The 24,054-nt window shown below is 45.2% G+C and carries 24 protein-coding genes; 19 read left to right on the top strand and 5 right to left on the bottom strand.

Annotation, left to right across the window (positions count from 1 at the left end; translation table 11 throughout):
- Positions 1–24 precede the first annotated feature (24 nt).
- Positions 25–444, bottom strand: a complete 420-nt coding sequence (locus J8N69_RS03135; RefSeq protein ID WP_168822743.1) for a helix-turn-helix domain-containing protein — start codon at positions 442–444, stop codon at positions 25–27.
- Positions 445–630: 186 nt separating this feature from the next.
- Here J8N69_RS03135 and J8N69_RS03130 point away from each other — a divergent pair, with 186 nt between their 5' ends.
- From J8N69_RS03130 to J8N69_RS03115, 4 genes are all read left to right on the top strand, one after another.
- Positions 631–1,791: an EAL domain-containing protein gene (locus tag J8N69_RS03130; RefSeq protein WP_168822744.1), complete on the top strand. Its 1,161-nt coding sequence runs from the start codon at positions 631–633 to the stop codon at positions 1,789–1,791.
- A 68-nt stretch (positions 1,792–1,859) separates the two neighbouring features.
- The gene (locus tag J8N69_RS03125) at positions 1,860–3,482 is read left to right on the top strand and encodes a methyl-accepting chemotaxis protein (RefSeq protein WP_227803960.1); all 1,623 of its coding nucleotides are present in this window, start codon (positions 1,860–1,862) and stop codon (positions 3,480–3,482) included.
- Positions 3,483–4,030: 548 nt separating this feature from the next.
- A complete protein-coding gene (locus J8N69_RS03120) occupies positions 4,031–4,321 on the top strand; it encodes a YkgJ family cysteine cluster protein (RefSeq protein ID WP_168822746.1) in 291 nt (96 codons plus the stop codon).
- 27 nt (positions 4,322–4,348) lie between these two features.
- The gene (locus J8N69_RS03115; protein WP_168822747.1) at positions 4,349–4,684 is read left to right on the top strand and encodes a thioredoxin family protein; all 336 of its coding nucleotides are present in this window, start codon (positions 4,349–4,351) and stop codon (positions 4,682–4,684) included.
- Positions 4,685–4,722: 38 nt separating this feature from the next.
- Here J8N69_RS03115 and J8N69_RS03110 read toward each other — a convergent pair whose 3' ends face one another.
- The gene (locus J8N69_RS03110) at positions 4,723–4,989 is read right to left on the bottom strand and encodes a hypothetical protein (RefSeq protein ID WP_168822763.1); all 267 of its coding nucleotides are present in this window, start codon (positions 4,987–4,989) and stop codon (positions 4,723–4,725) included.
- Between the two features lie 143 nt (positions 4,990–5,132).
- Here J8N69_RS03110 and J8N69_RS03105 point away from each other — a divergent pair, with 143 nt between their 5' ends.
- Complete coding sequence (locus J8N69_RS03105; RefSeq protein ID WP_168822764.1) at positions 5,133–6,098, top strand: N-acetylmuramoyl-L-alanine amidase-like domain-containing protein; 966 nt, start codon at positions 5,133–5,135, stop codon at positions 6,096–6,098.
- Between the two features lie 2 nt (positions 6,099–6,100).
- On the opposite strand, the gene J8N69_RS03100 is transcribed toward J8N69_RS03105, so the two are convergent.
- Entirely contained in the window at positions 6,101–6,508 is a 408-nt protein-coding gene (locus J8N69_RS03100) for a DUF2721 domain-containing protein (RefSeq protein WP_168822767.1), read from the bottom strand.
- Positions 6,509–6,713: 205 nt separating this feature from the next.
- Here J8N69_RS03100 and J8N69_RS03095 point away from each other — a divergent pair, with 205 nt between their 5' ends.
- The 6 genes from J8N69_RS03095 (at position 6,714) to J8N69_RS03070 (ending at position 11,588) form a co-directional block, all read left to right on the top strand.
- Complete coding sequence (locus J8N69_RS03095) at positions 6,714–7,991, top strand: hemolysin family protein (RefSeq protein ID WP_168822768.1); 1,278 nt, start codon at positions 6,714–6,716, stop codon at positions 7,989–7,991.
- Between the two features lie 148 nt (positions 7,992–8,139).
- Positions 8,140–8,445: a DUF883 C-terminal domain-containing protein gene (locus J8N69_RS03090; RefSeq protein WP_168822770.1), complete on the top strand. Its 306-nt coding sequence runs from the start codon at positions 8,140–8,142 to the stop codon at positions 8,443–8,445.
- Positions 8,446–8,463: 18 nt separating this feature from the next.
- Positions 8,464–8,886, top strand: a complete 423-nt coding sequence (locus tag J8N69_RS03085) for a hypothetical protein (RefSeq protein WP_168822772.1) — start codon at positions 8,464–8,466, stop codon at positions 8,884–8,886.
- Between the two features lie 2 nt (positions 8,887–8,888).
- A complete protein-coding gene (locus J8N69_RS03080; RefSeq protein WP_168822775.1) occupies positions 8,889–9,275 on the top strand; it encodes a hypothetical protein in 387 nt (128 codons plus the stop codon).
- A gap of 142 nt (positions 9,276–9,417) precedes the next feature.
- The gene (locus tag J8N69_RS03075) at positions 9,418–11,001 is read left to right on the top strand and encodes an ABC-F family ATPase (protein ID WP_168822777.1); all 1,584 of its coding nucleotides are present in this window, start codon (positions 9,418–9,420) and stop codon (positions 10,999–11,001) included.
- Positions 11,002–11,183: 182 nt separating this feature from the next.
- Positions 11,184–11,588: an MmcQ/YjbR family DNA-binding protein gene (locus J8N69_RS03070; RefSeq protein ID WP_168822779.1), complete on the top strand. Its 405-nt coding sequence runs from the start codon at positions 11,184–11,186 to the stop codon at positions 11,586–11,588.
- A gap of 56 nt (positions 11,589–11,644) precedes the next feature.
- Here the strand turns inward: J8N69_RS03070 and J8N69_RS03065 are convergent, their stop codons facing one another.
- Positions 11,645–13,282: a methyl-accepting chemotaxis protein gene (locus J8N69_RS03065; protein ID WP_168822781.1), complete on the bottom strand. Its 1,638-nt coding sequence runs from the start codon at positions 13,280–13,282 to the stop codon at positions 11,645–11,647.
- A 246-nt stretch (positions 13,283–13,528) separates the two neighbouring features.
- Here J8N69_RS03065 and J8N69_RS03060 point away from each other — a divergent pair, with 246 nt between their 5' ends.
- The 8 genes from J8N69_RS03060 (at position 13,529) to J8N69_RS03025 (ending at position 22,941) form a co-directional block, all read left to right on the top strand.
- Positions 13,529–15,436, top strand: a complete 1,908-nt coding sequence (locus J8N69_RS03060) for a PhoX family protein (protein WP_332461494.1) — start codon at positions 13,529–13,531, stop codon at positions 15,434–15,436.
- A gap of 330 nt (positions 15,437–15,766) precedes the next feature.
- The gene (locus J8N69_RS03055) at positions 15,767–18,181 is read left to right on the top strand and encodes a putative bifunctional diguanylate cyclase/phosphodiesterase (protein ID WP_168822785.1); all 2,415 of its coding nucleotides are present in this window, start codon (positions 15,767–15,769) and stop codon (positions 18,179–18,181) included.
- Between the two features lie 161 nt (positions 18,182–18,342).
- The gene (locus J8N69_RS03050) at positions 18,343–18,756 is read left to right on the top strand and encodes a VOC family protein (protein ID WP_168822787.1); all 414 of its coding nucleotides are present in this window, start codon (positions 18,343–18,345) and stop codon (positions 18,754–18,756) included.
- Positions 18,753–19,688, top strand: a complete 936-nt coding sequence (locus tag J8N69_RS03045) for a 2-hydroxyacid dehydrogenase (protein WP_168822789.1) — start codon at positions 18,753–18,755, stop codon at positions 19,686–19,688. Before J8N69_RS03050 ends, J8N69_RS03045 begins: the two co-directional genes overlap by 4 nt.
- Positions 19,689–19,725: 37 nt before the next feature.
- On the top strand, positions 19,726–20,073 hold the full coding sequence (locus J8N69_RS03040; protein ID WP_168822791.1) for a 5-carboxymethyl-2-hydroxymuconate Delta-isomerase: 348 nt from the start codon (positions 19,726–19,728) through the stop codon (positions 20,071–20,073).
- Between the two features lie 56 nt (positions 20,074–20,129).
- Complete coding sequence (locus J8N69_RS03035; protein ID WP_227803959.1) at positions 20,130–21,230, top strand: phospholipase A; 1,101 nt, start codon at positions 20,130–20,132, stop codon at positions 21,228–21,230.
- Between the two features lie 98 nt (positions 21,231–21,328).
- Positions 21,329–21,844: a phosphatase PAP2 family protein gene (locus J8N69_RS03030; RefSeq protein ID WP_168822792.1), complete on the top strand. Its 516-nt coding sequence runs from the start codon at positions 21,329–21,331 to the stop codon at positions 21,842–21,844.
- A complete protein-coding gene (locus tag J8N69_RS03025) occupies positions 21,841–22,941 on the top strand; it encodes an MJ1255/VC2487 family glycosyltransferase (protein ID WP_168822795.1) in 1,101 nt (366 codons plus the stop codon). The genes J8N69_RS03030 and J8N69_RS03025 overlap by 4 nt, the downstream gene beginning before the upstream one ends.
- Before the next feature lie 39 nt (positions 22,942–22,980).
- On the opposite strand, the gene J8N69_RS03020 is transcribed toward J8N69_RS03025, so the two are convergent.
- The gene (locus J8N69_RS03020; protein ID WP_168822797.1) at positions 22,981–23,904 is read right to left on the bottom strand and encodes a dienelactone hydrolase family protein; all 924 of its coding nucleotides are present in this window, start codon (positions 23,902–23,904) and stop codon (positions 22,981–22,983) included.
- Between the last annotated feature and the right edge of the window lie 150 nt (positions 23,905–24,054).

Here is a 24,054-nt window from a genome sequence, read left to right as displayed (position 1 = left end):
GCCGTCACTTCTTTAAATATACGGTTACTTTTTTAATAAAAGATCGCACACATCCACCTTGGCTTGCCATTTATGCAGTGTTTTGAGTTGCTCTAAAAGCAGTGATTTGTTGTTTGGTGTGAGTTCACTGAACAGCTTCAAAACAGTCTGTGCTTCATGGCTTAGCAAAAGCTGATAAATGTTCCCTTCTTGCTTTTCTGCTGTGTTTTCTTTTTCTAGAAAGCCATAGATATCTGAAATAGGTTGTTCGCTCGCGGCGTACAGTACCGATGCTTTTGTGTTTAATGCTTTCGCCAGCTTTTGTAAGGCTTGTTGAGAAGGGTGTCTTAGGCCTTTTTCAATTCGTGACACATTGCTGGTGGCCATATCAGCTTCCAGTGCGATTTGTTCTTGTGTCATTTTGCGCTGAATTCGCAAAATCTTGATAACTTGGCCAATACTCATGACAAGATTATCCGTTTAGTTTTGCCTATACGGCAAAACCTGTCAGGCAATTCGCTTGACACTATTTGCCTTATGGGCAATATTGACGAACCTTTTTGTCTTAAAGACAAATGAGAAGCTTGTCTTAAAGGCAAATGAGAAACGGTATTTGGTGTTGATTGAAGCATGCAGTAGAAGGATTAGCTTGTGAAAACAAAGGGGTTGAATACTGGCGGTGATTGGGGCGACTTACAAGAAACGATTGATAGTTTAATTGTGTTGGACAGTAACGATTTGATTGTTTCTTGTAATTATAAGGCCCAAAAAACATTGCTGGGCTCCTATTCGGGTGAGAAAGTGACGCTCCCTGTCGATTGTTTTTGGTCAGAGTCGGATCAACGACGTTTTGCTGTGAGTGAATTTAAGCACATAGCGGGAAAAGCGATTTCCCTTTTGTTACAGCCAAAACACACCGGTGCCTACAAGGTTAAGGTGTTTGTCGAAAAAATGTCGCTGCTGGGATCCTTGTATTACAGCCTGATTATTCGTGAAGAAAAAGATGCCTTTCTCGACGTTGAAACAGAACACAGCCGATATGATCGCCTAGTCGATGCCCTTCGTTTTGATTTGAAAGACCAGCGCTTGAGCGTGCATTATCAGCCACAGGTCGATACATTAGAGGGTTGCCTTTACGGTGTGGAAGTTTTGGCTCGGTGGCACAGTGATCTGTTTGGCTGGGTATCCCCCGATGAGTTTGTCAGCGTGGCAGAAGAGGCGGGGTTGATTGCTGAGCTAGATTTGTATGTGTTACGACAGGCCTGTCAGCAATGGGCAATATGGCGGAAAAAAGGCGTTTTGCTTCCTCTTATTGCGGTTAATTTTTCCCCCCTGAGTTTTGCTTTACCCCAAATAGAACAGATCATTTACTCTATATTAGAGGAATTTGATGTGCCTTTTTCCAGCTTGGTAATCGAAGTAACCGAAAACAAAAAAATAATACCAACGGGCCCATTCATCTCCATTATTTGTGAACTATATTCTGTCGGCGTCAACATCTCGTTGGATGATTTTGGGACGGGTTATTCGAATTTCAAACGATTATTAAAATTCCCCGTCTCGCAATTAAAGTTAGATCGGGTTTTTGTGAACGAATTACCAAGTGATATGTCTAAAGAAATTAGTGAAACCGTTTTTTCTATTAGTCGGAAAATAGGTGTCACTTCTGTTGCAGAAGGTATTGAAACAGAACAGCAGCTTATTCAATTGAAAAACATGGGTTATCGTATTTTTCAAGGATATTTATTCTCGCCGCCCCTTTCTGATATGGACTTCGAGTCTTGGTTGGCCGACTTTAGGGTTAATAACTAATACGGGCAAGATAAGAGCAATTCAGTATTATATAAACCTGTTAACGGTCAGTGTGATTTTTGGAGGTAATGATGTTAAGAAAGTTCAATATTCAGTTTCGCTTGAACATGGCGTTTTTGCTTGTGATAGTGTTACTCATCTGTTTGGGCGGGGTGGCGGTTTCGTCAATGAAAACCATCCGTGCTAATGCTGAAATGATTGAAACTAATGTCTTGCCTGCTATCGAGAGTTTGGGGGATGTTAATAGTAACTTAATGCGCGTGAGGATATTTACTTTAAGGTTGTTAAATGATGCTAATGAGAGTGCTAAAAAAGAGACGCTAGCGGCGCTTGAGCAGATTAAAAAAGCTGTCGAACAATCTCGCGCTGAATATGAAGCAACGATCACCTTAGAAAGTGAAAGGCGTTTGTTTGAGCAGTTCGAAGAAGAAGAAAATCAGTATTATCAATTCCAAAGTCAGGTGGCTGCATTGGCAATGGCAGGGGATACGTCAGCGATTGATGCTTTGGTGCCACAGATGAATGAGGCGGCGGACGATATGGTGGACCTGTTGCGGGCGCTTGTCGCGGCTAACCAAGAACAAGCCGATGTAGCAGGTGCGGATTCGGCCGAGAAGTACAGTCAAAGTGTTGCGTTTATCGTGGCGATTATTGTTGTGGCAGCGGCGTTGGCGGCGCTCATCGCAATGGTGCTGTCAAAAAGTATTAACAAACCACTATTGGCGGCGGTTATGTCGGCCGAGGTGATTGCTAAGGGCGATCTAACACAGGCTATTGTGCCCGAAGGCAATGACGAAATAACACGTTTAACTCAGGCTTTAAAGGCCATGCAGGGTAATTTGCGAGAGGCAATTATTCATATCGGCGACTCTTCTAGCCAGTTGGCGTCTGCCGCCGAAGAGCTAAATACGGTAACGGAAAGTTCGTCAAATGGCTTGATGTTGCAAAATAATGAGATTCAACAAGCCGCTGCGGCGATCGCACAAATGAGTTCTGCGGTGGATGAAGTCGCTAAAACGGCACAACAAACCTCTGAAGCATCGGCTGATTCTGCCAAGCTGGCGGCCGAAGGTAAGGCGCGAGTCAGTGAGACGACGGCGGTGATTGTTGATATGAATGACGAAATGGCGAACAGCACGAAAGTCATTAATCAATTGGCTGAGCAAGTGGCGTCAATTGGGCAGATTTTGGACGTGATTCGCGCGGTTGCAGAACAAACTAACTTGCTGGCATTGAATGCGGCGATAGAAGCGGCTCGGGCGGGTGAAACGGGTCGAGGGTTTGCGGTGGTCGCGGATGAAGTTAGAAATCTTGCGCATCGTACTCAAGAATCTACCGGTGAAATAGAAACCATGGTTCGTCAAGTGCAGCTTTCAGCCAATGAAGCGGTGTCTTCCATGGAAAGTACCAGTCAAAAAACCCATCAAGCGCAAACGGTGGCAGCAGAAGCGTCTAAAGCACTGGAACAAATTACCGCACGTATTATTGCCATTAGCGACAGTAATCACGTGATTGCCAGCGCGGCTGAGGAGCAGTCTAATGTCGCCAAAGAAATTGATGGCAACATCACTACCATTAGTGACTTAGCGACGCAAACGGCGGTCGGCGCGAATCAGGCCAGTGCCAGCACCGCTGAATTGACTCGATTGGCGATAGAGCTAAACGAGTTGGTGGTGAAATTTAAGGTCTAAACACGACTCGCCTTATACAACAAAGCTCTCGTTAGACTGAGGGCTTTTTTGTTTGTTTAATCTCTTCAGGTTTCATTCCTCGTCGCTGGCGGCGTAAATAACTAAACCCCAGCCTTGTCATTCCCGCTAGGAAGGTTGTCGCTAAACGACTTTCGTCGGTCTTGTTGGTCGCGATTTATCCTGAAAAAAGTATGCCGACAAAAAACGCATTACGACAAATCACGCCTTGTCGGGCTGAAGCCGCGACCTACAAAAAAACAATACAAATCAACCCATTGTAGGCTAAACAACGCCACACGCCTGATCACGGTCGTGCCTCCCTCATCAGGCCTACAAAAAATAATATAAATTAACCCATTGTAGGCTAAACAACGTCACACGCCTGATCACGGCCGTACCTCCCTCATCAGGCCTACAAAACGTATCCAACCTGCGGGGTGGGTGTTCGTTGATCGATTTGCTCTGATTAGTTGAATATTGGTTGCACCAATATCTTCCAAATGGGATCCGGTGTATATTGCTTTTTTCTCGATAATTCTCTGCTATTTATGAATATTGCCCTTAAAAATATTGCTGACTCTGATGTGACTTGTTCTCGCTGTCAGGCTTGCTGTTGTCGTATGGAAGTGATGATCATCAGTGACACCGGTGTGCCAGACAGGCATGTATCGGTGGATGAATGGGGTGGTGAAACCATGCTCAGGCTAGACGATGGTTGGTGTTCTGCGGTTGATAGAGATACATTTCTCTGTACTATTTATGAACATCGCCCTTGGATTTGCCGAGAATTTGAGATGGGCTCCGAGGAGTGCCGAGAAGAATTTAACGTTATTAGATAATGGCTAAAACAAAGCCTTGGTGATGTGATGCAAGCAATGACAATAGGTTTCAACTCAGACTACGCTGAAGATGCTCCAAGCCTTGAAGACATTAATGGCTTAAAAGGTATGGCTGTTCTGGAATTTGGTACGCCTTGGTGCGGCCATTGTCAGGCGTCTTGGGACGCAACTAAGAGTGTTATGGCGGATTATTCTACGCTTCCTCATATCAAGGTGTTTGATGGTAAAGGCAAGCGGTTAGGGCGGCAGTTTGCCGTTAAACTTTGGCCGACGTTGATTTTGTTAAACAACGGGCAAGAAGTTGGGCGTATTGTGCGTTTTACATCGGTCGATCAAGTACGTGAACTATTAATGGCGCTCTAAGTTCTCATGTCTAAGCGTTCGTATTTAAACGTTGGTATTTAAACCGTGATGTCGATAAGTCGACCAATGGTTTTATCGGACGCCTCTATCACTTTGGCATTGGCTTTTGCTTCTAATTCACTGCTTTTGGCGTCAATTAAGCCGTCTTGAATCGGTGAGCCGTATCGCGTGTTGGGTTGAGTGCTATTTTGGGCAAGCGTTTGTGTGGATGCATTGGCGACTTTTTGACTGGCCTGATCTAGCTTGTCTTGGCTACGCTGAAAGCCTTGCTGACCATAGGGGAATGAAGTGTTGTTGATTTGCATGAAATTGCCTTTTTAACCAATAATTGCTTTTTTAACCGATAGAGCTTTTAACCTGCCGTGAATACTAACATAGAAAACGTTTGATTTTTAACCAGTGATTTTTAATGTTTAAAATGGGCATTGCCTGTAATGGAGAAGTTTGCATGGGTCAGGCTATTAAAAGAGTCTTCATTGTTAGCACACTGTTTTGTTGCTTTTTATCTTCGACCCTTGTGCAAGCGATTCCGGTAAACGCCTCTGATGCCGCGAATAAGGCACTTTTTTATCAAACGCTAGACGATTATTCCGTCGCGCGAGGTTCGTTAGAGGCATCGTCCTATGGCGAAAAAATGGCCGCCTTGAGTGGTGTTTTTCTCGGTGCGGCGTATGCGGGAGGCAGTGTTGGTGAAGGGGCAGGGGGCAAATACGATAAAGACCCGCTGATGCGCTTTGATGTGTTTGACTGTACCACTTATGTTGAAACCTTGTTGGCGGGGGTTATGTCGGCTTCTTCTGCCGAATTTGAAGCCAACTTAATGGCGCTACGTTACCAAGACGCAAAAGTGTCTTTTGTATCGCGTAATCACTTTCCCAGTTTGGACTGGTTTCACAATAACCAAGATAAATTGCTGGATATAACGCCAGATGTCGCACAGGGAAAGGCTCAGGTCGCAAAGACTATTATAGACAAAGCGGCTTGGTATCAACACCTTAGCAGCGATGTGCTGCGCTGCGACGCGCTGTCTTCAAATGACTGTCAAACGCGTTTGAGTCAGTTGCAAGCCGAGGGACGTGGTTTTGCCCCTGAGCCCGCTTATTTGCCCTATGTTCCCTTGACAACCTTGTTTGTTGGAGAGGCGAGAGAGGTGAATCAGGCTTTATTAGCGCGTATTCCTTCTGGCAGTGTTATCAGCATGGTGCGTCCTGATTGGCCGTTAAAGCAATGGATAGGCACCAATATGAACGTCTCCCACCAAGGCATTGCGATTCGAAAAGACGGTGTTTTATTCCTTCGTCATGCGAGCTTGACGCATAAAAAAGTCATCGATGAGCCATTTGCCGAGTATTTTTCGCATTATTCACCTGCGTCTTCCCTGAAAGGGTTTAACGTGCAAACGCTGCGTGACTAAGATTATTTTTTGCGATTTTGTTGTTTCACACTGGTGCTGAAATATTGCAAATGCAACTCCAACGCATCGCAAGAAATAGTGATTTCTCGGACCGATAAATACAGCGAATACATAAGGCAAACCAAACTAGCGCCAAAGATATAACTGCCGATTTCTTGATATTTAAGGTAAATCGCCATCATCGACAAAACACAAAGAAAAAAGCTAATAACCCCTGCCTCTTGCATGCGACGGATTAAATAAATACGTTTGCGCAAATTGGCAATTTGCTCCTTGATATTCTCATCTTCCAGTTTGGGGTCAAAGTGACGAATAAGCGACGCCAGCGTCACAAAGCGATTGGTGTACGCCAGCAGTAATAACGAAACCGCAGGAAACAGCATGGCAGGTGTGGTTAGTGTGATAATCATGGAAGCCTCAGATACGTTAACAAAACATTCACGGGTATATTTTACGTTGTCATTCGACGGTTTAGTATGGGCTATTCGCCTTCTGAAAGTATAGAAAATAAGCGTTGTATCGGTTCCGCTTGCTTCTATAATGCTGGTTTAAATGGTGTTGCAATGTTCAACCTAAGCGACGCCTTGATCGTTTCTGGTGACAAGAGAGAAAAAAATGAATGATATGTTAAGTATTGGCTTGCTCATTATAGCCGGTGCCTTGTTTGCTATGTCTGAAATTGGCATGGCGGCCGCAAGAAAGGTCAAATTGCGCGTGCTGGCTGATGAGGGAAACGTAAAAGCCCAAGCGGTGATAAAACTGCAACAAAAACCCGGTGCGTTTTTTGCCATGATTCAAATCGCTCTAAACGCGATTGCGATTTTGGGCGGTATTATCGGTGAACAAGCATTGACGCCTTACATCAAGCAAGTGGTGAACTTGCTCTATTCGGGGCCGTTATTGGATCAAATTAGTTTTGTGTTTTCATTCCTTTGCCTGACATCGTTGTTTATTTTATTCGCCGATTTATTGCCAAAACGTTTAGCCATGATCATGCCAGAAGCCGTGGCGGTTCGTATGGTTACGCCTATGCTTTGGGTGACCTTTATTTTAACGCCGGTGGTTTTTCTTTTTAATGGTTTAACCAATACGATTCTGCGTATTTTTAATGTGCCGATTGATCGTGACGAAGTGGTAACGACGGAAGATATTGTTGCCATGATGGACGCTGGAGCAGAAGATGGCAGCCTGCAAAGTCAAGAATATCAACTGATTGGCAACGTTTTTGAACTGGAAACGCGAAATATCTCCAGTACCATGACACCACGAGATCAGATTATTTATTTTGATATTGATGACAGCAGCGAAGCAATCAGCCAAAAAATTATTGATCACCCACACAATGACTTTCTGGTTTGTAACGGTAGTTTGGATAAAATCGAAGGCATTATTGAATCGAAAGAAATTTTACGCTTAGTGCTAAAGGGCGAACCGGCTCAGATTAAGCCCGAAAAAATCGATAAAGAAGTGTTTTACTTACCGGAAACCTTAACGCTTTCGGAAGCACTCAATGCCTTCAGAGTGGCGCCGCAAGCCTTTGCGGTCATTGTTAACGAATACGCCACGATTGTCGGCATCGTCACGGTAAAAGACTTATTAGGCGGCTTTATGGGCGGCTTGTTAACGCCTCATGACGAAGAGCAAATCGTACAGCGCGACGCTAACTCTTGGTTAATCGAAGGGCTAACACCGATCAATGACGTAATGCGCAGCCTGAGTATTGAAGAATTTCCAGACCGTACTCAATATGAAACCTTAGGCGGTTTTATTACCTACAGTTTAAAACGCTTGCCCAAACGCACTGATTTTTTTGTTCATAATGGCTATAAGTTTGAAGTGTTGGACTTGGAAGGTGTCAGGGTTGAGCAGCTTTTAGTCACAAAACTAAACTAGTTTCGAAAAGATCAACCACACAAAAAGGAAGCCAGTCGTGTTTTAGGGCTTGTATTTGACCAACGAAATATAACCCAGTAGGGTAAATAGCGAAAGTCAGTAAAAACATGTCAGTAAAAGAAAAGTCATTTTAAAAAGGAGAGTAATCATGGCGACAACGACGAAAAGTACGACTCAAGAAAAGGCACACGAAAAAGTAGATGGCGCGGCAGAAGCCGCCCATAAAGGTGTCGACAGTGCCGCACAAATGAAAGAACAGAGCCAAGAACGCATTGAAGAAGTGGCGCATCAAATTAGTGAGCAAGCGCATAAAATCGCGGATACGGCAAAAAATCAATCTGAAAAGATCTCTTCAGCGGTAGGTGAATACGCCAAAGAGCACCCTGTAAAAACCATTGGTATTGCGTTTTTGGCGGGTGCGTTAGCAGCAAGTTTCTTATGCAAACGTAAATAAGCATAGGAAACAACATAGATGCAATCCCCACACTATTCTGATGCGCAACAAGCGAATGAACAACAAGCGCATGAACAACAAGCAGATGCACCAGAAAAAAAATCTGACCTTGATGGCGTTATTGAGAGCCATAAAAGTTGGCTGAAGAGTGTATTAGGGCTTGGCGCGCTAGAAGCCAAACTTTGGGTGGCGTCTAGCGCTCAGCTTCTTGCTCTAATGTGTGGGGTGATTTTTTTATTACTCACAACCTGGCTATTGATCATTGCCAGCAGCGCAGCGATAGCCTGGAGTTACGGTTTTTCTTTAGTTAATATTTTATTAACCGCCACGTTAGTGACGTTTTTGAGCTCAGTGGGTTTGCTCTACTGGGTAAAACGAACACTAGCAAGCATGGATTTTACCCGTACTTTGGATGCCATTATCCCAACCGATGAGGAATAATTATGTTTGGCATTAAACGCATGCATCAACAGCGTGAACGCCTTTATCTGCGCACTCAGGTATTTGAAAAACATGCCAAACTATCTCGTGAAAAAGCCATTGATAATCTTGTCGATAAAGCGACTAGCCCAGCAGGGCTGATTGCCAGCTTTGTACTGGGAGCAAGCACTCAATTTGATATAACCCAGAAAATCAGCAAGAGCCTGCTTAATGGCGCCAGCAAAGAGATACTGAGTTTCTTCATCGCACAATTTATGACGGCCTCTAGCGCAAACGACGCGCAGACCGCGGCGGCCGATTCCCAAAAGTCGGCGGACGATTCTCAAAAAACACCTGTCACCGAAGCACCACTTTCTTCTGACAAAAATACGCAAGAAAGCGTGGCGTAAAACGTTCAAAAAAACATCACTTAATCCTCGACTTTAGCGGACTAAGTCTCTATATTCGCCCATCTTTGTGTTTGTCTTTTGACCCTATTTTTGTGGTCTGTATGAACGTTTTTCTTTTCTCTTTGTTTTAGGGCTTTTTCCTTTGATCTCCACGGCTAATATCACCATGCAATTTGGCGCAACGCCATTGTTTGAAAACATCTCTGCAAAATTCGGTAACGGTAATCGCTATGGCCTGATTGGCGCGAACGGGTGTGGCAAGTCTACCTTCATGAAAATTCTCAGTGGGGCGCTGACGCCAACGTCTGGCAATGTGTCTATTACGCCGGGTGAAAAAGTCGGTACCTTGAGCCAAGATCAGTTTGCTTTTGAAGAATACACGGTGGTTGATGCCGTTATTATGGGCGATGTGGCGCTGTGGAAAATCAAGCAAGAGCGTGATGCCATTTACTCCAAGCCAGAAATGAGTGAAGAAGATGGCATGCGCGCGGGCGAGCTAGAAGCGGAATTCGCTGAAATGGATGGCTACAGTGCGGAAAGCCGCGCGGGCGATATTTTGTTAGAAGCGGGTATTGAGGAGGCGTTTCATTTTGGCCTGATGAGCCAAGTAGCGCCAGGTTGGAAGCTGCGTGTTTTGTTAGCCCAAGCTTTGTTTGCTAATCCTGATATTTTGCTGTTGGACGAACCGACTAACAACTTGGATATCCATACCATTAACTGGTTGGCGGGTGTGTTGAATCAGCGCAAATGCACCATGATTATTATTTCCCATGACCGTCACTTTTTGAACTCTGTGTGTACGCACATGGCGGATATCGATTTTGGTGAGCTGCGTATTTACCCCGGTAACTATGAGTATTTCATGGAAGCCTCGTCTTTGATCCGTGAGCAGCAGTTAACTGAAAACGCGAAGAAAAGCGCGGAAATGGACGATTTGCAAGCCTTTGTTAATAGATTCTCTGCGAACGCTTCGAAAGCCAAACAAGCCAGTTCTCGGGCGAAGAAATTAGAAAAAATTGAATTGTCTGAAGTGAAGCAGTCAAGCCGTATGACGCCGTCATTAAGCTTTAAACAAGACAAAAAGCTTCACCGTCATGCCTTGATCCTAGAAGATCTGGGTCATGGTTACGACGAACCGCTTTTCTCTGATGGCAATATTATTTTAGAAGCGGGTTCACGGTTGGCCATTATTGGTGAAAACGGCGCGGGTAAAACGACCTTTTTGCGCTGTTTGATGAAAGAGTTAGACGCTAAGCATGGCGCGATAAAATGGGCTGAAAACGCGGTCATTGGTTATTGTCCACAAGACAGTACCGAAGATTTCGACTGCGAATTAACCTTGTTTGATTGGATGTCGCAATGGCGTACGGCCAAACATGACGATTTAAAAGTGCGCGCTATGTTGGGCCGTTTGTTGTTTACCGCAGACGACTTCAATAAGAAAGCGCGGGTCTGTTCTGGTGGTGAGAAAAACCGCTTATTGTTTGGCAAGTTAATGATGATGGACTTAAACGTCTTAGTGATGGACGAGCCGACCAACCACATGGACATGGAAGCCATTGAAGCGTTAAACAATGCCTTGCTCGACTTTGATGGTACTTTGATTTTTGTTAGCCACGATAGGGCGTTTGTGTCGTCGTTGGCGAATCGAGTGATTGAAATCAAAGGCAGAAAAGTGGTGGATTTCCAAGGCACCTACGATGAGTACCTTGCTCACCAAGGCTAATCGAACCTAGCACTTAGATAGTTGCTTGTAGATAGTTGCTTGTAGATAGTTGCTTGCTAAAAGCCGCTTGCTGATTATTGAGTAAGCGGCTTTTTTCGTTTTATGGTGAGGTGAGGGCTTGTTGTGAGCCGTTTGTTTGCTCATGATTGAAGGCTTCTAATAGGCTAGAGGTGGCGTTTTCGGTGAATAATTTAGTGGTAAAAGAATATCTGTTGTCCAAACCCGAAGCGGTTGAAGACTATCCCTTTGATGATCATACGGCGGTTTTCAAAGTTCACGGAAAAATGTTTGCTTTATTGATTCGGTATCAAGGTCGTCAATTGCTCAATGTAAAATGCTCACCCGACCATGCCATCGAGCTGCGCGATATTTTTACGGATGTGATTCCGGCTTACCATATGAACAAGCGCCATTGGAATTCGGTTGTTTTGGCGGGAGATTTGCCATTGGGAGAAATTCAACGCCAGATTGATCATTCTTATAGTTTGGTGGTGAAAGGCCTTAAAAAATCGCTCAGAGAGGGCTTGGAAGTACGGCATGGGAGGTCTGTACTCTATTCGAACCAAACAGACAAAACCAATCTTTGAGTGATTGGTTTTGCTGTTTTTTTTATGGTTCTTTTTTATGACTATGGTTTTAAGCGTTAGAGTTTAAAGACCGACATGACTTCTTGAGTTTGATGGGTGGTTTTGACCAGTATTTCACTGGTTTCGTTGGTTTGTTTAACTTGTAAACTCGCTTGAGACGAAAGCTCTGAAACCTGTTCATTTAAATGACTGAGTTTTTGTACTAGGTCGCTTTGTATCGTAACGCTTTGTATGACTTGGTTGCTGGCTTGGTTGATGTCATCAACTGATACGGCTATGTCTTGAAGGGACTGTGTGGTGAGCGCCATTTCTTGTGTGGTTTTTTGGGATTGTTGATGGCTTTCTGTAATTCTTGTTTCTGCTGCTTTTGCGCCGCTTTGTAATTTACTAATCATGGTTTGAATTTCATCAGTAGAAGACTGAGTACGGCTTGCTAACCCTCTAACTTCATCGGCTACTACGGCAAAGCCACGGCCTTGTTCGCCCGCTCGGGCGGCTTCGATAGCCGCATTCAGAGCTAATAAATTCGTTTGCTCTGCAATGGCGCTGATGACATCGAGCACGGAACCAATGGTTTGTGATTGTTCGGCCAGTTGTATGACGGCTTCTAGTCCAATTTCCAGCTCATGGGATAACTTATCGAGTGATTGTACGGTTTGTTTAATCGAGTCTTGTCCGATTTTGGTTTTCTCTGCGGTGTTTTGGGCGGAGGTGAGGGTGGATTGGGTGCTTTCGATCACCTCGTTTTTTAAGCTGTCTACTTCTCTTATTGCGTCTGCCATTTGAGCAAACATGCCTTCTCGTTGTTGGGTTAGGCTTTGGGTTTGCGCTGCCACCGTTTTGAGTTCTTGGCTTTTATCTTCTACTGCTTTGTTGAGGGACACAGCGGTGGTAAGGGTTTTGGAAAGACGTGCTACGAAGCTGTTGTAATGAGAGGCAATTTTGGTTAATTGGTCGTTCCCAGACTCAGGTAAACGCGTAGACAAATCGCCTTCACCGTTAGCAATATTTTCTAATGCCCCTTGGATTTGGCTGATGGGAAAGAGAATTGAACGAAGGATTAAGAATGAAATAAACAAGGCCATTAAAACGATAGCCGCGCTAATAAGGCTGAGTCGAATGACTTCCTGTTCGAATTGAGCGTCGACGTCATCTAGGTATATTCCAGAGCCAATAATCCAACCCCAAGGTTTGAATCCTTGCACGTAAGAGATTTTTTCTACTGGATTTTCATTGCCGGGCTTAGGCCATAAATAATCGACAAAGCCAGCATTTTGCGCTTTGGCCACTTTAGCGAATTCTGCAAACAGCTTCTTGCCATTAGGGTCTTCTAGATTCGATAAGTCTTTGCCATCTAAGGCGGGGTTGATCGAGTGCATGATGACGGTGGCGCTATAATCATTAATCCAAAAGTACTCAGAGGTTGCGTAGCGGGTGTTTTTGATGGTTTCCATGGCATAGCGCTGGGCATCGGCTTGGCTGAGCTGGCCAGATTGTTCTAGGTCATAAAAGTAACTAAAAACACCGGTAGCGGTTTCGACCACGTGCTTTGTTTGCTTGTATTTTTCGTCAAGCAGGGATTGTTTGTTGGCCGTTAATGCTAAATAAACAACGAAAAAAAGTCCTATTGAGAAGAAGGTTACCAAGCTGGTTAGTCGTAGATTAATGGGTATTTTACGCAGAGAGTTTATCATTGCATCACCTTTATGAGTAACATCGGTTGCCGTTTTGAGTGCATTTTATAGGTTTGCTTTCCTCATATAATCATAGTGTCGTTTAACTGTCATTCTAATGTCATGTTTTGTTTATAGATTTAGCGTTCGCTCTCTTGCAGGGGAGGGCTCATTTTTGGTCAGGATTATTAAAGACTATCACTTGAACCATTATTTCTTGGACAACGATCCATTGAATGACTATCTATTGAAAAATGCAGGGGCAGTATGATGAAGATCGAACAGATGCAGAATTTGAGTTTTGATGAGTTAGACGAATTAGTACGTCCGGCGCCAGAAGTGGTTGAGTTTGAAGAAGTGGCGCATAAAATGGTTTCTCGCCGTGGCTTTTTAGGCGGCGGTGCGGCAGTGGGGGCCAGCGCGTTTGTGATGGGGTCTACCACGTTGGCGGCTGGTAATGCGCTTGCTGCGTCGACGACGACAGACTCACGTCTTGCTTTTAGTATGGTGAAAGCGAATGCGCTTGATGCTGTTACTGTGCCAGAAGGTTATAAATGGGAAGTGGTTGTGTCTTGGGGCGACCCTTTATGGAGCAATGCGCCAGCGTTTGATTCAGCGACGGGTGGCACGGGGGCTTCTCAGGAATTGGCCTTTGGCGATCACAACGACGGCATGGCGCTGTTTTCTAAAGATGGCAAGCAAATTATGGCCATCAATCATGAATACACTAACCCTAAAACTTTACACGCTAATCGTGCTGATGCCATGCCGATTAATGCCGATGATGTGCGCAAAAATATAGCCGCCCATGGCGTGTCTGTTATTGAAGTGGCTCAACGTGGTGGTAAATGGGGTGTGGTGCAAGACTCGCCTTACAACCGTCGCATTACCGCCGATACGGAAATGGACATCACGGGCCCTGCTCGTGGTCACAAATGGATGCAAACCTCAGCGGACCCTAAAGGGTTAGTGGCGAAAGGCACGTGGAATAACTGCGGTAGTGGTCAGACGCCTTGGGGAACGTATTTAACCTGCGAAGAGAATTTTAACGGTTATTTTTCCGCAAGCGATGCAAACTACAAAATGAGTGACGGTTTTAAACGCTATAGTATTAGTAGCAAGGGGCGTTATGACTGGGCCTTGGCCGATGCGCGTTTTGATCTGGTAAAAGAGCCAAATGAGCCAAATCGTTTTGGTTATGTGGTTGAGATCGATCCATTAGATCCGACGTCGCGCCCTAAAAAGCGTACGGCGCTTGGCCGTTTTAAACATGAAAATGCCGAAGTAGCGATTGCCAGTAACGGTCATGTAGTGGTTTACCTTGGCGATGACGAGCGCGGTGAGTTTTTGTATCGCTTTGTGTCGAAGCACAAGTATTTGGCCGGTGGTAATAATCGCGATTTGCTAGAAGAAGGCACGTTATACGTGGCGAAATTTCATGATAACAATCGCGGTGAATGGTTAGCGTTAACACCCAAAACAACCGGTATGACCGACGCTGAAATTGCGATTCATACTCGACTGGCAGCGTCTAAAGTGGGCGCAACGACCATGGATCGCCCAGAGTGGGTGGCGTCTCATCCTCATAAAGTGGAAGTGTATTGTGCGCTGACCAACAATAAAAACCGTGGTGTTAAACCAAACGAAGGGGGCGATGAAGCACCAGCGACGGGCGCTAACCCAAGAGTGAAAAACAACTTCGGTCAAATTGTACGCTGGTCGCCAATGAACGAAGATCATACCAGTGCGGAATTTAAGTGGGATTTGTTTGTATTGGCAGGCAACCCTGCGGTGTTCGACGACGCTAATGCGGGCTCTAAAAACATTAATCAAGACAATATGTTTAACTCCCCAGATGGCTTGGCGTTTGATTCTAAAGGTTTGTTGTGGATTCAAACCGATGGCAACTATTCAAATGAAAAAGACTTTAAAGGCCAAGGGAATAACCAGATGCTGGTAGGGGACCCTGAAACCGGTGAAATTCGTCGCTTTTTAGTTGGGCCAAATGAATGTGAAGTCACCGGATTTGCTTGGAACCCTGGCAGAACGACGATGTTTATTAGCATTCAGCACCCAGGTGAGAAGGGCAACTCCCATTGGCCTGAAGGTGGGCAATCGGCGCCGCGCTCAAGTGTTATCGCTATATCGCGTGAAGATGGTGCCGTCATCGGTTAACTTTTATTCCGAGCCAGAGGAGCCGGTTCAATCAAAAACCAGTATGTTCACTCATGCTGGTTTTTTGTTTTTTTGGGGGGAATCATCGGAGTTTTTCAAGCGAAGGTTGGGTACGTTTGTACGGAGTTTTCAAGTTAGTTGTCGTCTACATTGCCAGATAACGCCTTCGTGCCTCGGCTCATCTGGGTTGGTAACAAAAGCAAACACTGGGCGCATGTTATTCTATTCTTATGTCGTCCGTGTTATGTTGCGAGACAGTGTGTTTGATTGTGAATGTTGTCTATTTTTAGACGTTAAAATTACTAAATATGGAACATTAAGCGAGTCTGAATGGGCATGGTATTTTCCAAATCATTATTTATTAAACAAGCCGTTTTAACCTTGGCGTTGGCGGTCGTATTGAGTTTAGTCAGTAGTGCTATTCAGGTGGTAGAAGGGATTCGTCAACATAAAGCACAGATTAATCAAGACTTTACCGGGCTTATGGCGATTGTTGGCAAGCCGTTGGCAGAAGCGGTTTTTCGTTTGGATGTTGACTTTGCACAACAGCAAGTTGATAGCTTACTGACCAGTTCAGCGATTGCGCGTGTGGAGGTTCGAGATGATGCGGGTGTGTTGTTTGTTGAGGCGACGGCTGCAGCAGGCGACTTCTCTATTTCGCCGTCATTGGCGGAGTATTTTTTATCAGATTTACCGCAATACCGTCGCGAGTTGCGTCTCGAAACCCCAGAGTTTCAGGCGGGTTACCTGTCTATTTATCCTGAAAAGCGTGTCTTATTAGAGGCCATTTTCACCGAACACTTGTCTATTCTCACTTATAACTTGTTTAAAGATGTGCTTTTAGCGTCTTTGATTTCGTTGTTTTTTTACTTTTTAGTGACGCATCCGCTGAAGCGTTTAACTGAGTCTTTGTCGACCGTGGGGCGTCATGAAAACTTATCCTTACCGGGTTCCTTTTATCGTTATCATCGCTCTGATGAATTGGGAAACTTGCATGCAAGCTTCGTGCAATTATGGGATAAGCTGAAGGCGGCTTTAAGCGATTTGGAGCGCAGCAACCGTCATACCCGAGCGATGATAGAGCACGCCGCGGACGGTATTTTATTATTGGATGAAGACCACCGCATAACCTTGGTGAATAGTGCCGCAGAATCCATGCTTAAAATGAGTGCATCAAAGATTCGGTCTGGCTCTTTGGCGCAATTGCATACGCCGTCTTCGTGGACGGCGTTTTCTTGTGTGCTGCACTCTTTGCAGCAAGGTTCCACTAAAACGGTGGAAGCGGTTTATCAAGTACAGAATGCAGAGCTTCCGGTCGAAATACGCTTAGCAAAATATCAGCTACAAGGTAAGACCGAAATCATACTACTGGTCCGCGATGTATTAGAGCGCAAAGAAGCCGAGGCGCATATTCATTACTTGGCGTATTACGATGCGGTGACGAAATTACCCAATCGTCAGTTTTTATCAGATCGGTTGGAAGAGGTTGTACAACGAGAAAGGCATGTTTTGGGCTATTCAGCGGTTGTGTTTATGGATGTTGATCACTTTAAAGTCATCAATGACTCTCTTGGGCACAATGTCGGAGACCAGTTGCTTTGTAGCCTTGCGGATCAGTTGCTTTCTCTTATTGAGGTTGACAATAAGGTTGTTTTTGCGCGCATGGGTGGGGATGAATTTGCTTTTTTATTGGAGTCCCTAGGCGATGACCGAACGGCGGTGGAAAAGCACATAAAGCGCTTTGCTGAGCGGGTGATGTCGGCTTGCCAACAAGTGAAAAAAGCCGGTCATCATGAGGTGCATATTACCGCCAGTTTAGGCGGCGCTATTTTTTCTGGCCACGACGCAGGACAAGGCTTCGCTGAAACAATTTTAAAGCAAGCGGATACCGCTTTATATCGAGCAAAGGCGTCTGGACGCAATACGTTTGCCTTGTATCAGTCTGAAATGCAGGCGGTTTCAGATGCGCGCCTTGAGATGGAGAAAGCCCTTCATCATGCAATAGAAGATAAGCAATTTGCACTTTACTATCAGCCACAGAATGATGCGAACGGACAGGTTATCGGTGCGGAAGCGCTGATCCGCTGGAAGGAGGGAGACAAAGGCTTTATCTCGCCTGCGGTCTTTATTCCGGTCGCGGAAGAAATTGGGCTGATTGTGGAGATTGGGCAGTGGGTGTTGAATGAGGCATTGTCGCAAGTCGCGATCTGGCTAAAAGAAGGCAAATGGCATGCTTCTTGGCGTATGTCGATTAATGTCAGCCCGATTCAATTCCAGCAGGCGGGGTTTTTGCCCATGCTAAAAGCACAGCTTGAGCAACATGATGTTCCTGCTGGCTGCATTGACCTTGAAATTACCGAAAACACGTTACTCAATGATTTATCGTCTTGTCTGGAAAAAATGCACGCGATAAAGGCCTTAGGCGTGCATCTGTCTATTGACGATTTTGGCACCGGCTACTCTTCCTTGAAATACTTAAAATCCTTACCCATCGATAGACTGAAAATTGATCAATCTTTTGTGCGTGATTTATTGGTAGATGGCAGCGATGAAGCGATTGTCCGTGCGATTATTGCGATGTCAAAAGCGCTTAATATTAGTGTTTTAGCAGAAGGGGTTGAAACCGCTGCGCAATACCATAGATTGTGGGAAATGCAGTGCTTTCATTATCAGGGCTATTATTTCGGCCATCCGTTGCCAGCGGATAAATTTGTCTCGACCTTTGTCTATGATGCGTTGAATTAAGGTCTCTGTTTTAGGGTGTTTTTGGGGCAGACTCAGGCCCCGCATTTTTTCGTCTAATGCTAAGTATATAAATCGACACTAGAGCTTGATGTTTACTTTCTCTGTGTGTGCTGTATTTTCTAGGCTCATTTACTCATTCATGGATTATGCTAGGAGTGCTTATGTCTGCTTTATTTCATTATGCTTATCATGTGACGTCGCTGGAAGAAACACGTGTTTTTTACACTCAGGTTTTAGGGTGTGAGGAAGGGCGCAGTACAGAGACTTGGGTGGACTTTGATTTTTACGGTCATCAATTATCGCTGCATTTGGGTGAGCCTAGCCCAACGACAAAAACGGGACGAGTAGGGGAACACCTTGTGCCTATGCCGCATTTTGGTTTGATTTTGCCGTTGGATGCATGGCAAAAACTGGCGAAGCGCTTAACCGAGGCGAATGTGGTGTTTGACTTGGCGCCTAGTGTTCGTTTTGAAGGTCAGCCCGGAGAGCAATGGACGATGTTTTTTAAAGACCCCAGTGGCAATGCGATTGAGCTGAAAGGCTTTAAAGATTTGGCACAGGTGTATGCACAATGATTCCTTTTGTTAGTCGTATGAGTGTTGCAGAACAAGGCGTCTGGATTAAGCAGCTTGCAGCGGTTTTACCAGACGAGGTTATCCTGCCATTTGCTGAGTTAACAGCAGAGCAAAAACAACAATGCGATGTCGCGATTGTTGCCAATCCTAACCCTGATGATTTATTGGCATTACCGGCATTGAAATGGGTGCACAGTGTGTGGGCTGGGGTTGAGCGGATGATGAATGAGTTAGAATCTCCGACTTTTTCCATTGTGCGTTTAGTCGACTCTAATTTAGCCAAGACCATGTCAGAAGCGGTGTTGGCGTGGACCTTTTTTCTTCATCGTGATATGCCCCGTTATGCCAAACAACAGGCACAGCAAGCTTGGGCTCCGCGCCCGATGGTACAGGCGCAAGAGCGCCGCATTGGCGTGCTTGGCTTAGGTGAGTTAGGGCGAGTGAGTGCCAAGCGTTTGGTTGATAATGGCTTTAGCGTGGCGGGCTGGAGTCGTCACGCCAAGCAAATAGACGATGTGTCGTGTTTTTGGGGTGAAGAGGGATTGACGTCGTTATTAAGTCAAAGTGATATACTGGTGTGTTTGTTGCCTTTAACGCAAGAAACCGCAGGCTTATTGAATCGACAAAATTTAGCGTTTTTGCCTGTTGGTGCCAGTATCATTAACTTTGCTCGTGGCGCGATCATTGATGACGATGCGTTGTTAGCTGAGCTTGAAAAAGGGCATGTTGCTCATGCGGTTTTGGATGTGTTTGGGCAAGAGCCGTTGCCAGCTGAACATGCTTATTGGCGTCATGAGTCGGTGACTGTGTTGCCGCATATCTCTGCGCCAACCCATCCGATTAGCGCCAGTAACATTGTTGCCTCGAATATTAAACGCTATCGATTAACGGGGGATATTCCGCCCGCCGTCGATCCGATACGAGGCTATTGATTAACAAGGTCTTAAAATAAGTCTAAAAGGAGTGTCTATGCCACATTGTATTCTTGAGTACAGTCAGAATTTAGAACAAGAAGTGCCGCCGGTTGATTTACTTGAAGCCGTGAAGAAAGCCTGCATTGCATCGACGTTATTTACGGCGGAAGACATTAAATTGCGCAGTTTTCCCTATAAAAGCTTTTTGACGGCGGGTCGAGAAGATGCGTTTATACACGTCATATTGAGGATGTTGTCCGGTCGAACTCTAGAGCAAAGAAAGCAGCTTTCCCATTTGGTGCTTGATGCGCTAACGCAGTTTTCATTAAAAGATGTGAGTTTCTCGGTAGAAGTCTGTGAAATGGAGCGTGACACTTATGCCAAGAAAGTTGTGCTGTCCTAGTCGTTTTAATCAAATAGCAATGGTGCATTTTATCACCAGAGAAGGTTTTAAATAGAATGAATACCCTTTGCTCAGCGATGCTTTTTTTAAGCATTGCCATGCCCAGTTTGTTATGGGCTCAAGTCGGATCGCAAACAACGGCAGCGGCTTCAAATACCTCGTTTAATAGTACTATTGATGGTTCTGGTGATAGTACTGGAGATAGTACTGGAGATAGTACTGGAGATAGTACTGGTGATGATAGTTCCGTTGATCGTACCGATGATAGCGAGACGGAAGAAGAAACAGACGAAAGTGAGGTTTATTCGCCAGAAGAGCCGGAGGTGCCAGAGCCGATTGCTCAGCGTGCAAGAGAAGCGAATGGCTTGTTTCAGCAAAGGGAAAATAGAGAAACGGCGACCTTGAATAACCCGTTTGTTTTAACCCCTCATCGACCAAACTATTTTCTGCCTTTTGCTTATACTTCAAACCCTAATGATCGTTCTTTCTTAGGCGATCAGGCGGACGGTGAGACCTTAGAGAGCGTCGAGTTTAAATTTCAGCTAAGCGTTAAATTTCCTGTGGTGTATGAGGTGGTGGGGCGCAATACAAGTTTGTGGTTTGCCTATACTCAGCAAGCTTATTGGCAGGCCTACAATAGCCGTATCTCGGCGCCTTTTCGTGATACCAACCATGAACCAGAAGTCTTTATTGTGACTAAGCCGAAGGACGGGTTTTTAGGCATTAAGCCAAGCTATGTTTCCTATGGGTTTAATCATCAATCTAATGGCCAGACGGGGGATTTGTCTCGTTCGTGGAACCGTTTTTATGTGGATTTCTTATTTGAGAATGGCGATACCGTGTTTTCTTTTAAGCCATGGTACCGATTCCCTGAAAGCGCCGATATAGACGATAACCCCAACATTGAAAACTATTACGGCTATGGTGAGTTTAATGTGATGCATGTAATCGACGATTACAGTATTGACCTGATGTTGCGGAATAATCTTAAATCCTCTGGTAATAGAGGCGCGGTACAGGTTGGGTTTACCTTTCCTTTATGGGGGAAAACCCGAGGCTATATCCAATACTTTAATGGCTACGGGCAATCACTATTGGACTATAACCACCAAACCCAATCGATAGGCGTTGGTATTATGCTAACCAACTGGTTGTGAGGTAAAGGCCCCTTTCCTTAAGTTGTCACCTTAGTGTCACAGAAAAGACATTTTACTGGTCTATGTTGAAAGTAAGACAAACCAGTGAGGTGATGAGCATGAACATACTGCAAAATATCCATGCATTTGATGTACAGACTTTTTCTTGGTGTATGGCGCGTAAACATAGGGCCAAGCTAACCACTCTCGGGCGGGCGATTTCCTTTTCAGCCGATGGCCCCTTGTATGCTTTAGGGGCATTGTTGCTGTGGTGGGCGGAATACGAAACTCTGGTGGCTGTTTTGGCGTTTGGTTTCGTGTTTGAAAGAGGGATTTATTTTGTCTTAAAGCGCGGTTTTAAGCGCAATCGTCCAGCGGATGCCCTAGACGGTTTCAATAGTTTTATTATCCCATCGGATCAGTTTTCCTTTCCATCTGGCCATACATCAGGGGCATTTTTTGTGGCCTTTTGTTTGAGTGAGTGGTTTCCCAGTCTGAATATTATGCTGTACTTCTGGGCTGCCAATGTGGGCTTATCGCGTATTTTTCTCGGCGTACATTTTCCAACCGATACCGTGATTGGGGCTTTGCTGGGCAGCATTTGTGCGGCCGTGGCGATCGGAGTGCTGTTATGAAAATACTGTATGGCGTTCAAGGTACTGGAAATGGTCATATCACGCGTGCAAGAGCCATGGCAGCTGAAATGAAACTGGCGGGTATCGAGGTGGATTTTGTTTTTTCAGGGCGACCCGCGCACGACTATTTTGATATGGCAGTATTTGGTGAATATCGTACCTTTCAAGGGTTGAGTTTTGTGGCGCGCAATGGCCAGTTAGATTTGTACGCCACCTGTCGAAAGGCGAACTTCATCAGGTTGTATCAAGATATTCGAGCATTAAATACCCGTGGTTATGATTTGGTGATGACCGATTTTGAGCCTATTGTGGCGTGGGCAGCTAAACGCCAAGGCGTGCCTTGCGTGGGATTTGGTCATCAATATGCGTTTAAATATGATATTCCACGTTATAAAAAGAATGTTATTGCCCAGTGGATTATGTCGAATTTCGCGCCAGCGGTGACGCAATTAGGCGCCCATTGGCATCATTTTGGCCAGCCAATATTGCCGCCGCTGATTCATACGCAGACCATGGTTAATATAGCGAGCTCTGATCAGGTTCTGGTGTATTTGCCTTTTGAAAACAGCGAAGCGGTTTTAGACTGGCTTGAAGGCGTGCCAAACTATCAGTTTCGTTTACATTGTAAAGACATTGAGCCGGGTGTGTATGGCAATGTCGCTGTCTTTCCCTTTGGCCGAGATGTGTTCCAAAAGAATTTAAGCGAGTGCGAATCTGTGCTTTGTAATGCGGGCTTTGAATTGAACTCAGAAGCGCTGCAATTGGGCCGTCGTATTCTAGCGAAGCCATTGAAAGGGCAAATAGAGCAGCATTCTAATGCCATCGCGTTGGATTTGCTCGGCATTGCTAAAACCAGTGAAACACTCAATTCCGCGATTATTCAAGAATGGTTAGAGACAAGCCGAGTGGTGCAAATTTCCTATCCTAATGTCGCCAAAGCCGTGGTGGCTTGGCTGCAATCCAGTAATGATATTAGCGTGTCTGATTTGTGCGAGTCTCTATGGCTACAAACGCCCAATGTACGAGGCATTGATTTTAAATACCCTCAAAACACTACTGCTTTCGAGACCAAAAAAACAACCGCCTGTCCTCAATAGACAGGCCGTTGTTTGTCCATGAATCCCATCATTTTATTATCAAGTGCGTAAGGTTTTATCAAAGAAGCTGATGGTGCGTTGCCACGCTAACTCGGCATTTTTCTCGTCATAACGCGCGGTAGAGTCATTGTGAAAGCCATGGTTGGTTTTAGGATAAATATACGCGCTGTAATCTACTTTATTGGCTTTGAGGGCTTTTTCATACTCAGGCCAAGTGTCGTTGACGCGTTTGTCTAGCTCGGCAAAATGAATTTGCAGGGGGGCTTTAATGTCATCAATATTCGATTTAGCGGGTGTGCCGTAGTACGGGGCGCCAGCGTGAATGGTATCTGGCATCATGGCAACGAGTGTATTGGTTAAGTAGCCACCAAAACAAAATCCAACCATGCCGACTTTTCCACTGCTAAACGCGTGCTGTTTTAACAGCGTTGCGGCGTCCATAAAATCCCCTTCGATCTTGCTGCTATCCATGGTTTTTTGCATTTCACGACCCGCATCGTCACTGCCAGGGTAACCACCGAGAGGGAACAGTGCATCGGGAGCAAAGGCAATAAAGCCGGCTTTTGCGAGACGTCTGGCCACGTCTTCAATATAAGGGTTAAGGCCACGGTTTTCATGGGCAACCAAGACGGCAGGCGCTTTGTTGTCAGCGTTAACATTTTTGGGGATGACCAAATAGCCGCGACCTGTGCCATGGCCATTGGGCGCTGGAAACTCGACATAGCTTGCGCTGATGTCTGGGTCATTAAAAGAGATTTGTTCTGCTAAGGCGTAATTGGGCGTCAAGGCGCCAGCAACAGTAGAAAGAGTCAGTCCGGTGATGCTGAGCGTGCCTAGGCGAGATAAAAAAGTACGACGATCTATGTCACCATGGGCGTACTCGTCATACCAGTCAAAGGCTTCCTGCGGAATACTGCTGGGTGTGAGAAGAGAAGATTTTGATTTTTCAATGGATTGAGACATGGTCATTCCTTCTTTTATTGGGTAGTCGAACGGGAGACAGGGTGGTCTTAGCGCATTTTGGTTGATCTTTGTTCAGTCTATACGTGAAAACAATAAACTTGGATTGCGGATATTGATCTTTTTCTCAATAAGGTGCGTAATTAAATTTAG

The organism is Marinomonas profundi, from assembly GCF_020694005.1.
In the GTDB taxonomy this organism is placed as follows: domain Bacteria; phylum Pseudomonadota; class Gammaproteobacteria; order Pseudomonadales; family Marinomonadaceae; genus Marinomonas; species Marinomonas profundi.
This window is presented reverse-complemented; position numbering and strand designations above follow the sequence as displayed.

Bases quoted from the DNA above. Each gene is read 5' to 3' on its own strand.
- J8N69_RS03030 (WP_168822792.1), top strand. From the start codon at position 21,329: ATGAACATACTGCAAAATATCCATGCATTTGATGTACAGACTTTTTCT.
- J8N69_RS03100 (WP_168822767.1), bottom strand. From the start codon at position 6,508: ATGATTATCACACTAACCACACCTGCCATGCTGTTTCCTGCGGTTTCG.
- J8N69_RS03080 (WP_168822775.1), top strand. From the start codon at position 8,889: ATGTTTGGCATTAAACGCATGCATCAACAGCGTGAACGCCTTTATCTG.
- J8N69_RS03050 (WP_168822787.1), top strand. From the start codon at position 18,343: ATGTCTGCTTTATTTCATTATGCTTATCATGTGACGTCGCTGGAAGAA.
- J8N69_RS03095 (WP_168822768.1), top strand. From the start codon at position 6,714: ATGAATGATATGTTAAGTATTGGCTTGCTCATTATAGCCGGTGCCTTG.
- J8N69_RS03085 (WP_168822772.1), top strand. From the start codon at position 8,464: ATGCAATCCCCACACTATTCTGATGCGCAACAAGCGAATGAACAACAA.
- J8N69_RS03065 (WP_168822781.1), bottom strand. From the start codon at position 13,282: ATGATAAACTCTCTGCGTAAAATACCCATTAATCTACGACTAACCAGC.
- J8N69_RS03025 (WP_168822795.1), top strand. From the start codon at position 21,841: ATGAAAATACTGTATGGCGTTCAAGGTACTGGAAATGGTCATATCACG.
- J8N69_RS03035 (WP_227803959.1), top strand. From the start codon at position 20,130: ATGAATACCCTTTGCTCAGCGATGCTTTTTTTAAGCATTGCCATGCCC.
- J8N69_RS03020 (WP_168822797.1), bottom strand. From the start codon at position 23,904: ATGTCTCAATCCATTGAAAAATCAAAATCTTCTCTTCTCACACCCAGC.
- J8N69_RS03060 (WP_332461494.1), top strand. From the start codon at position 13,529: ATGATGAAGATCGAACAGATGCAGAATTTGAGTTTTGATGAGTTAGAC.
- J8N69_RS03040 (WP_168822791.1), top strand. From the start codon at position 19,726: ATGCCACATTGTATTCTTGAGTACAGTCAGAATTTAGAACAAGAAGTG.
- J8N69_RS03125 (WP_227803960.1), top strand. From the start codon at position 1,860: ATGATGTTAAGAAAGTTCAATATTCAGTTTCGCTTGAACATGGCGTTT.
- J8N69_RS03055 (WP_168822785.1), top strand. From the start codon at position 15,767: ATGGGCATGGTATTTTCCAAATCATTATTTATTAAACAAGCCGTTTTA.
- J8N69_RS03115 (WP_168822747.1), top strand. From the start codon at position 4,349: ATGCAAGCAATGACAATAGGTTTCAACTCAGACTACGCTGAAGATGCT.
- J8N69_RS03135 (WP_168822743.1), bottom strand. From the start codon at position 444: ATGAGTATTGGCCAAGTTATCAAGATTTTGCGAATTCAGCGCAAAATG.
- J8N69_RS03120 (WP_168822746.1), top strand. From the start codon at position 4,031: ATGAATATTGCCCTTAAAAATATTGCTGACTCTGATGTGACTTGTTCT.
- J8N69_RS03110 (WP_168822763.1), bottom strand. From the start codon at position 4,989: ATGCAAATCAACAACACTTCATTCCCCTATGGTCAGCAAGGCTTTCAG.
- J8N69_RS03105 (WP_168822764.1), top strand. From the start codon at position 5,133: ATGGGTCAGGCTATTAAAAGAGTCTTCATTGTTAGCACACTGTTTTGT.
- J8N69_RS03045 (WP_168822789.1), top strand. From the start codon at position 18,753: ATGATTCCTTTTGTTAGTCGTATGAGTGTTGCAGAACAAGGCGTCTGG.
- J8N69_RS03090 (WP_168822770.1), top strand. From the start codon at position 8,140: ATGGCGACAACGACGAAAAGTACGACTCAAGAAAAGGCACACGAAAAA.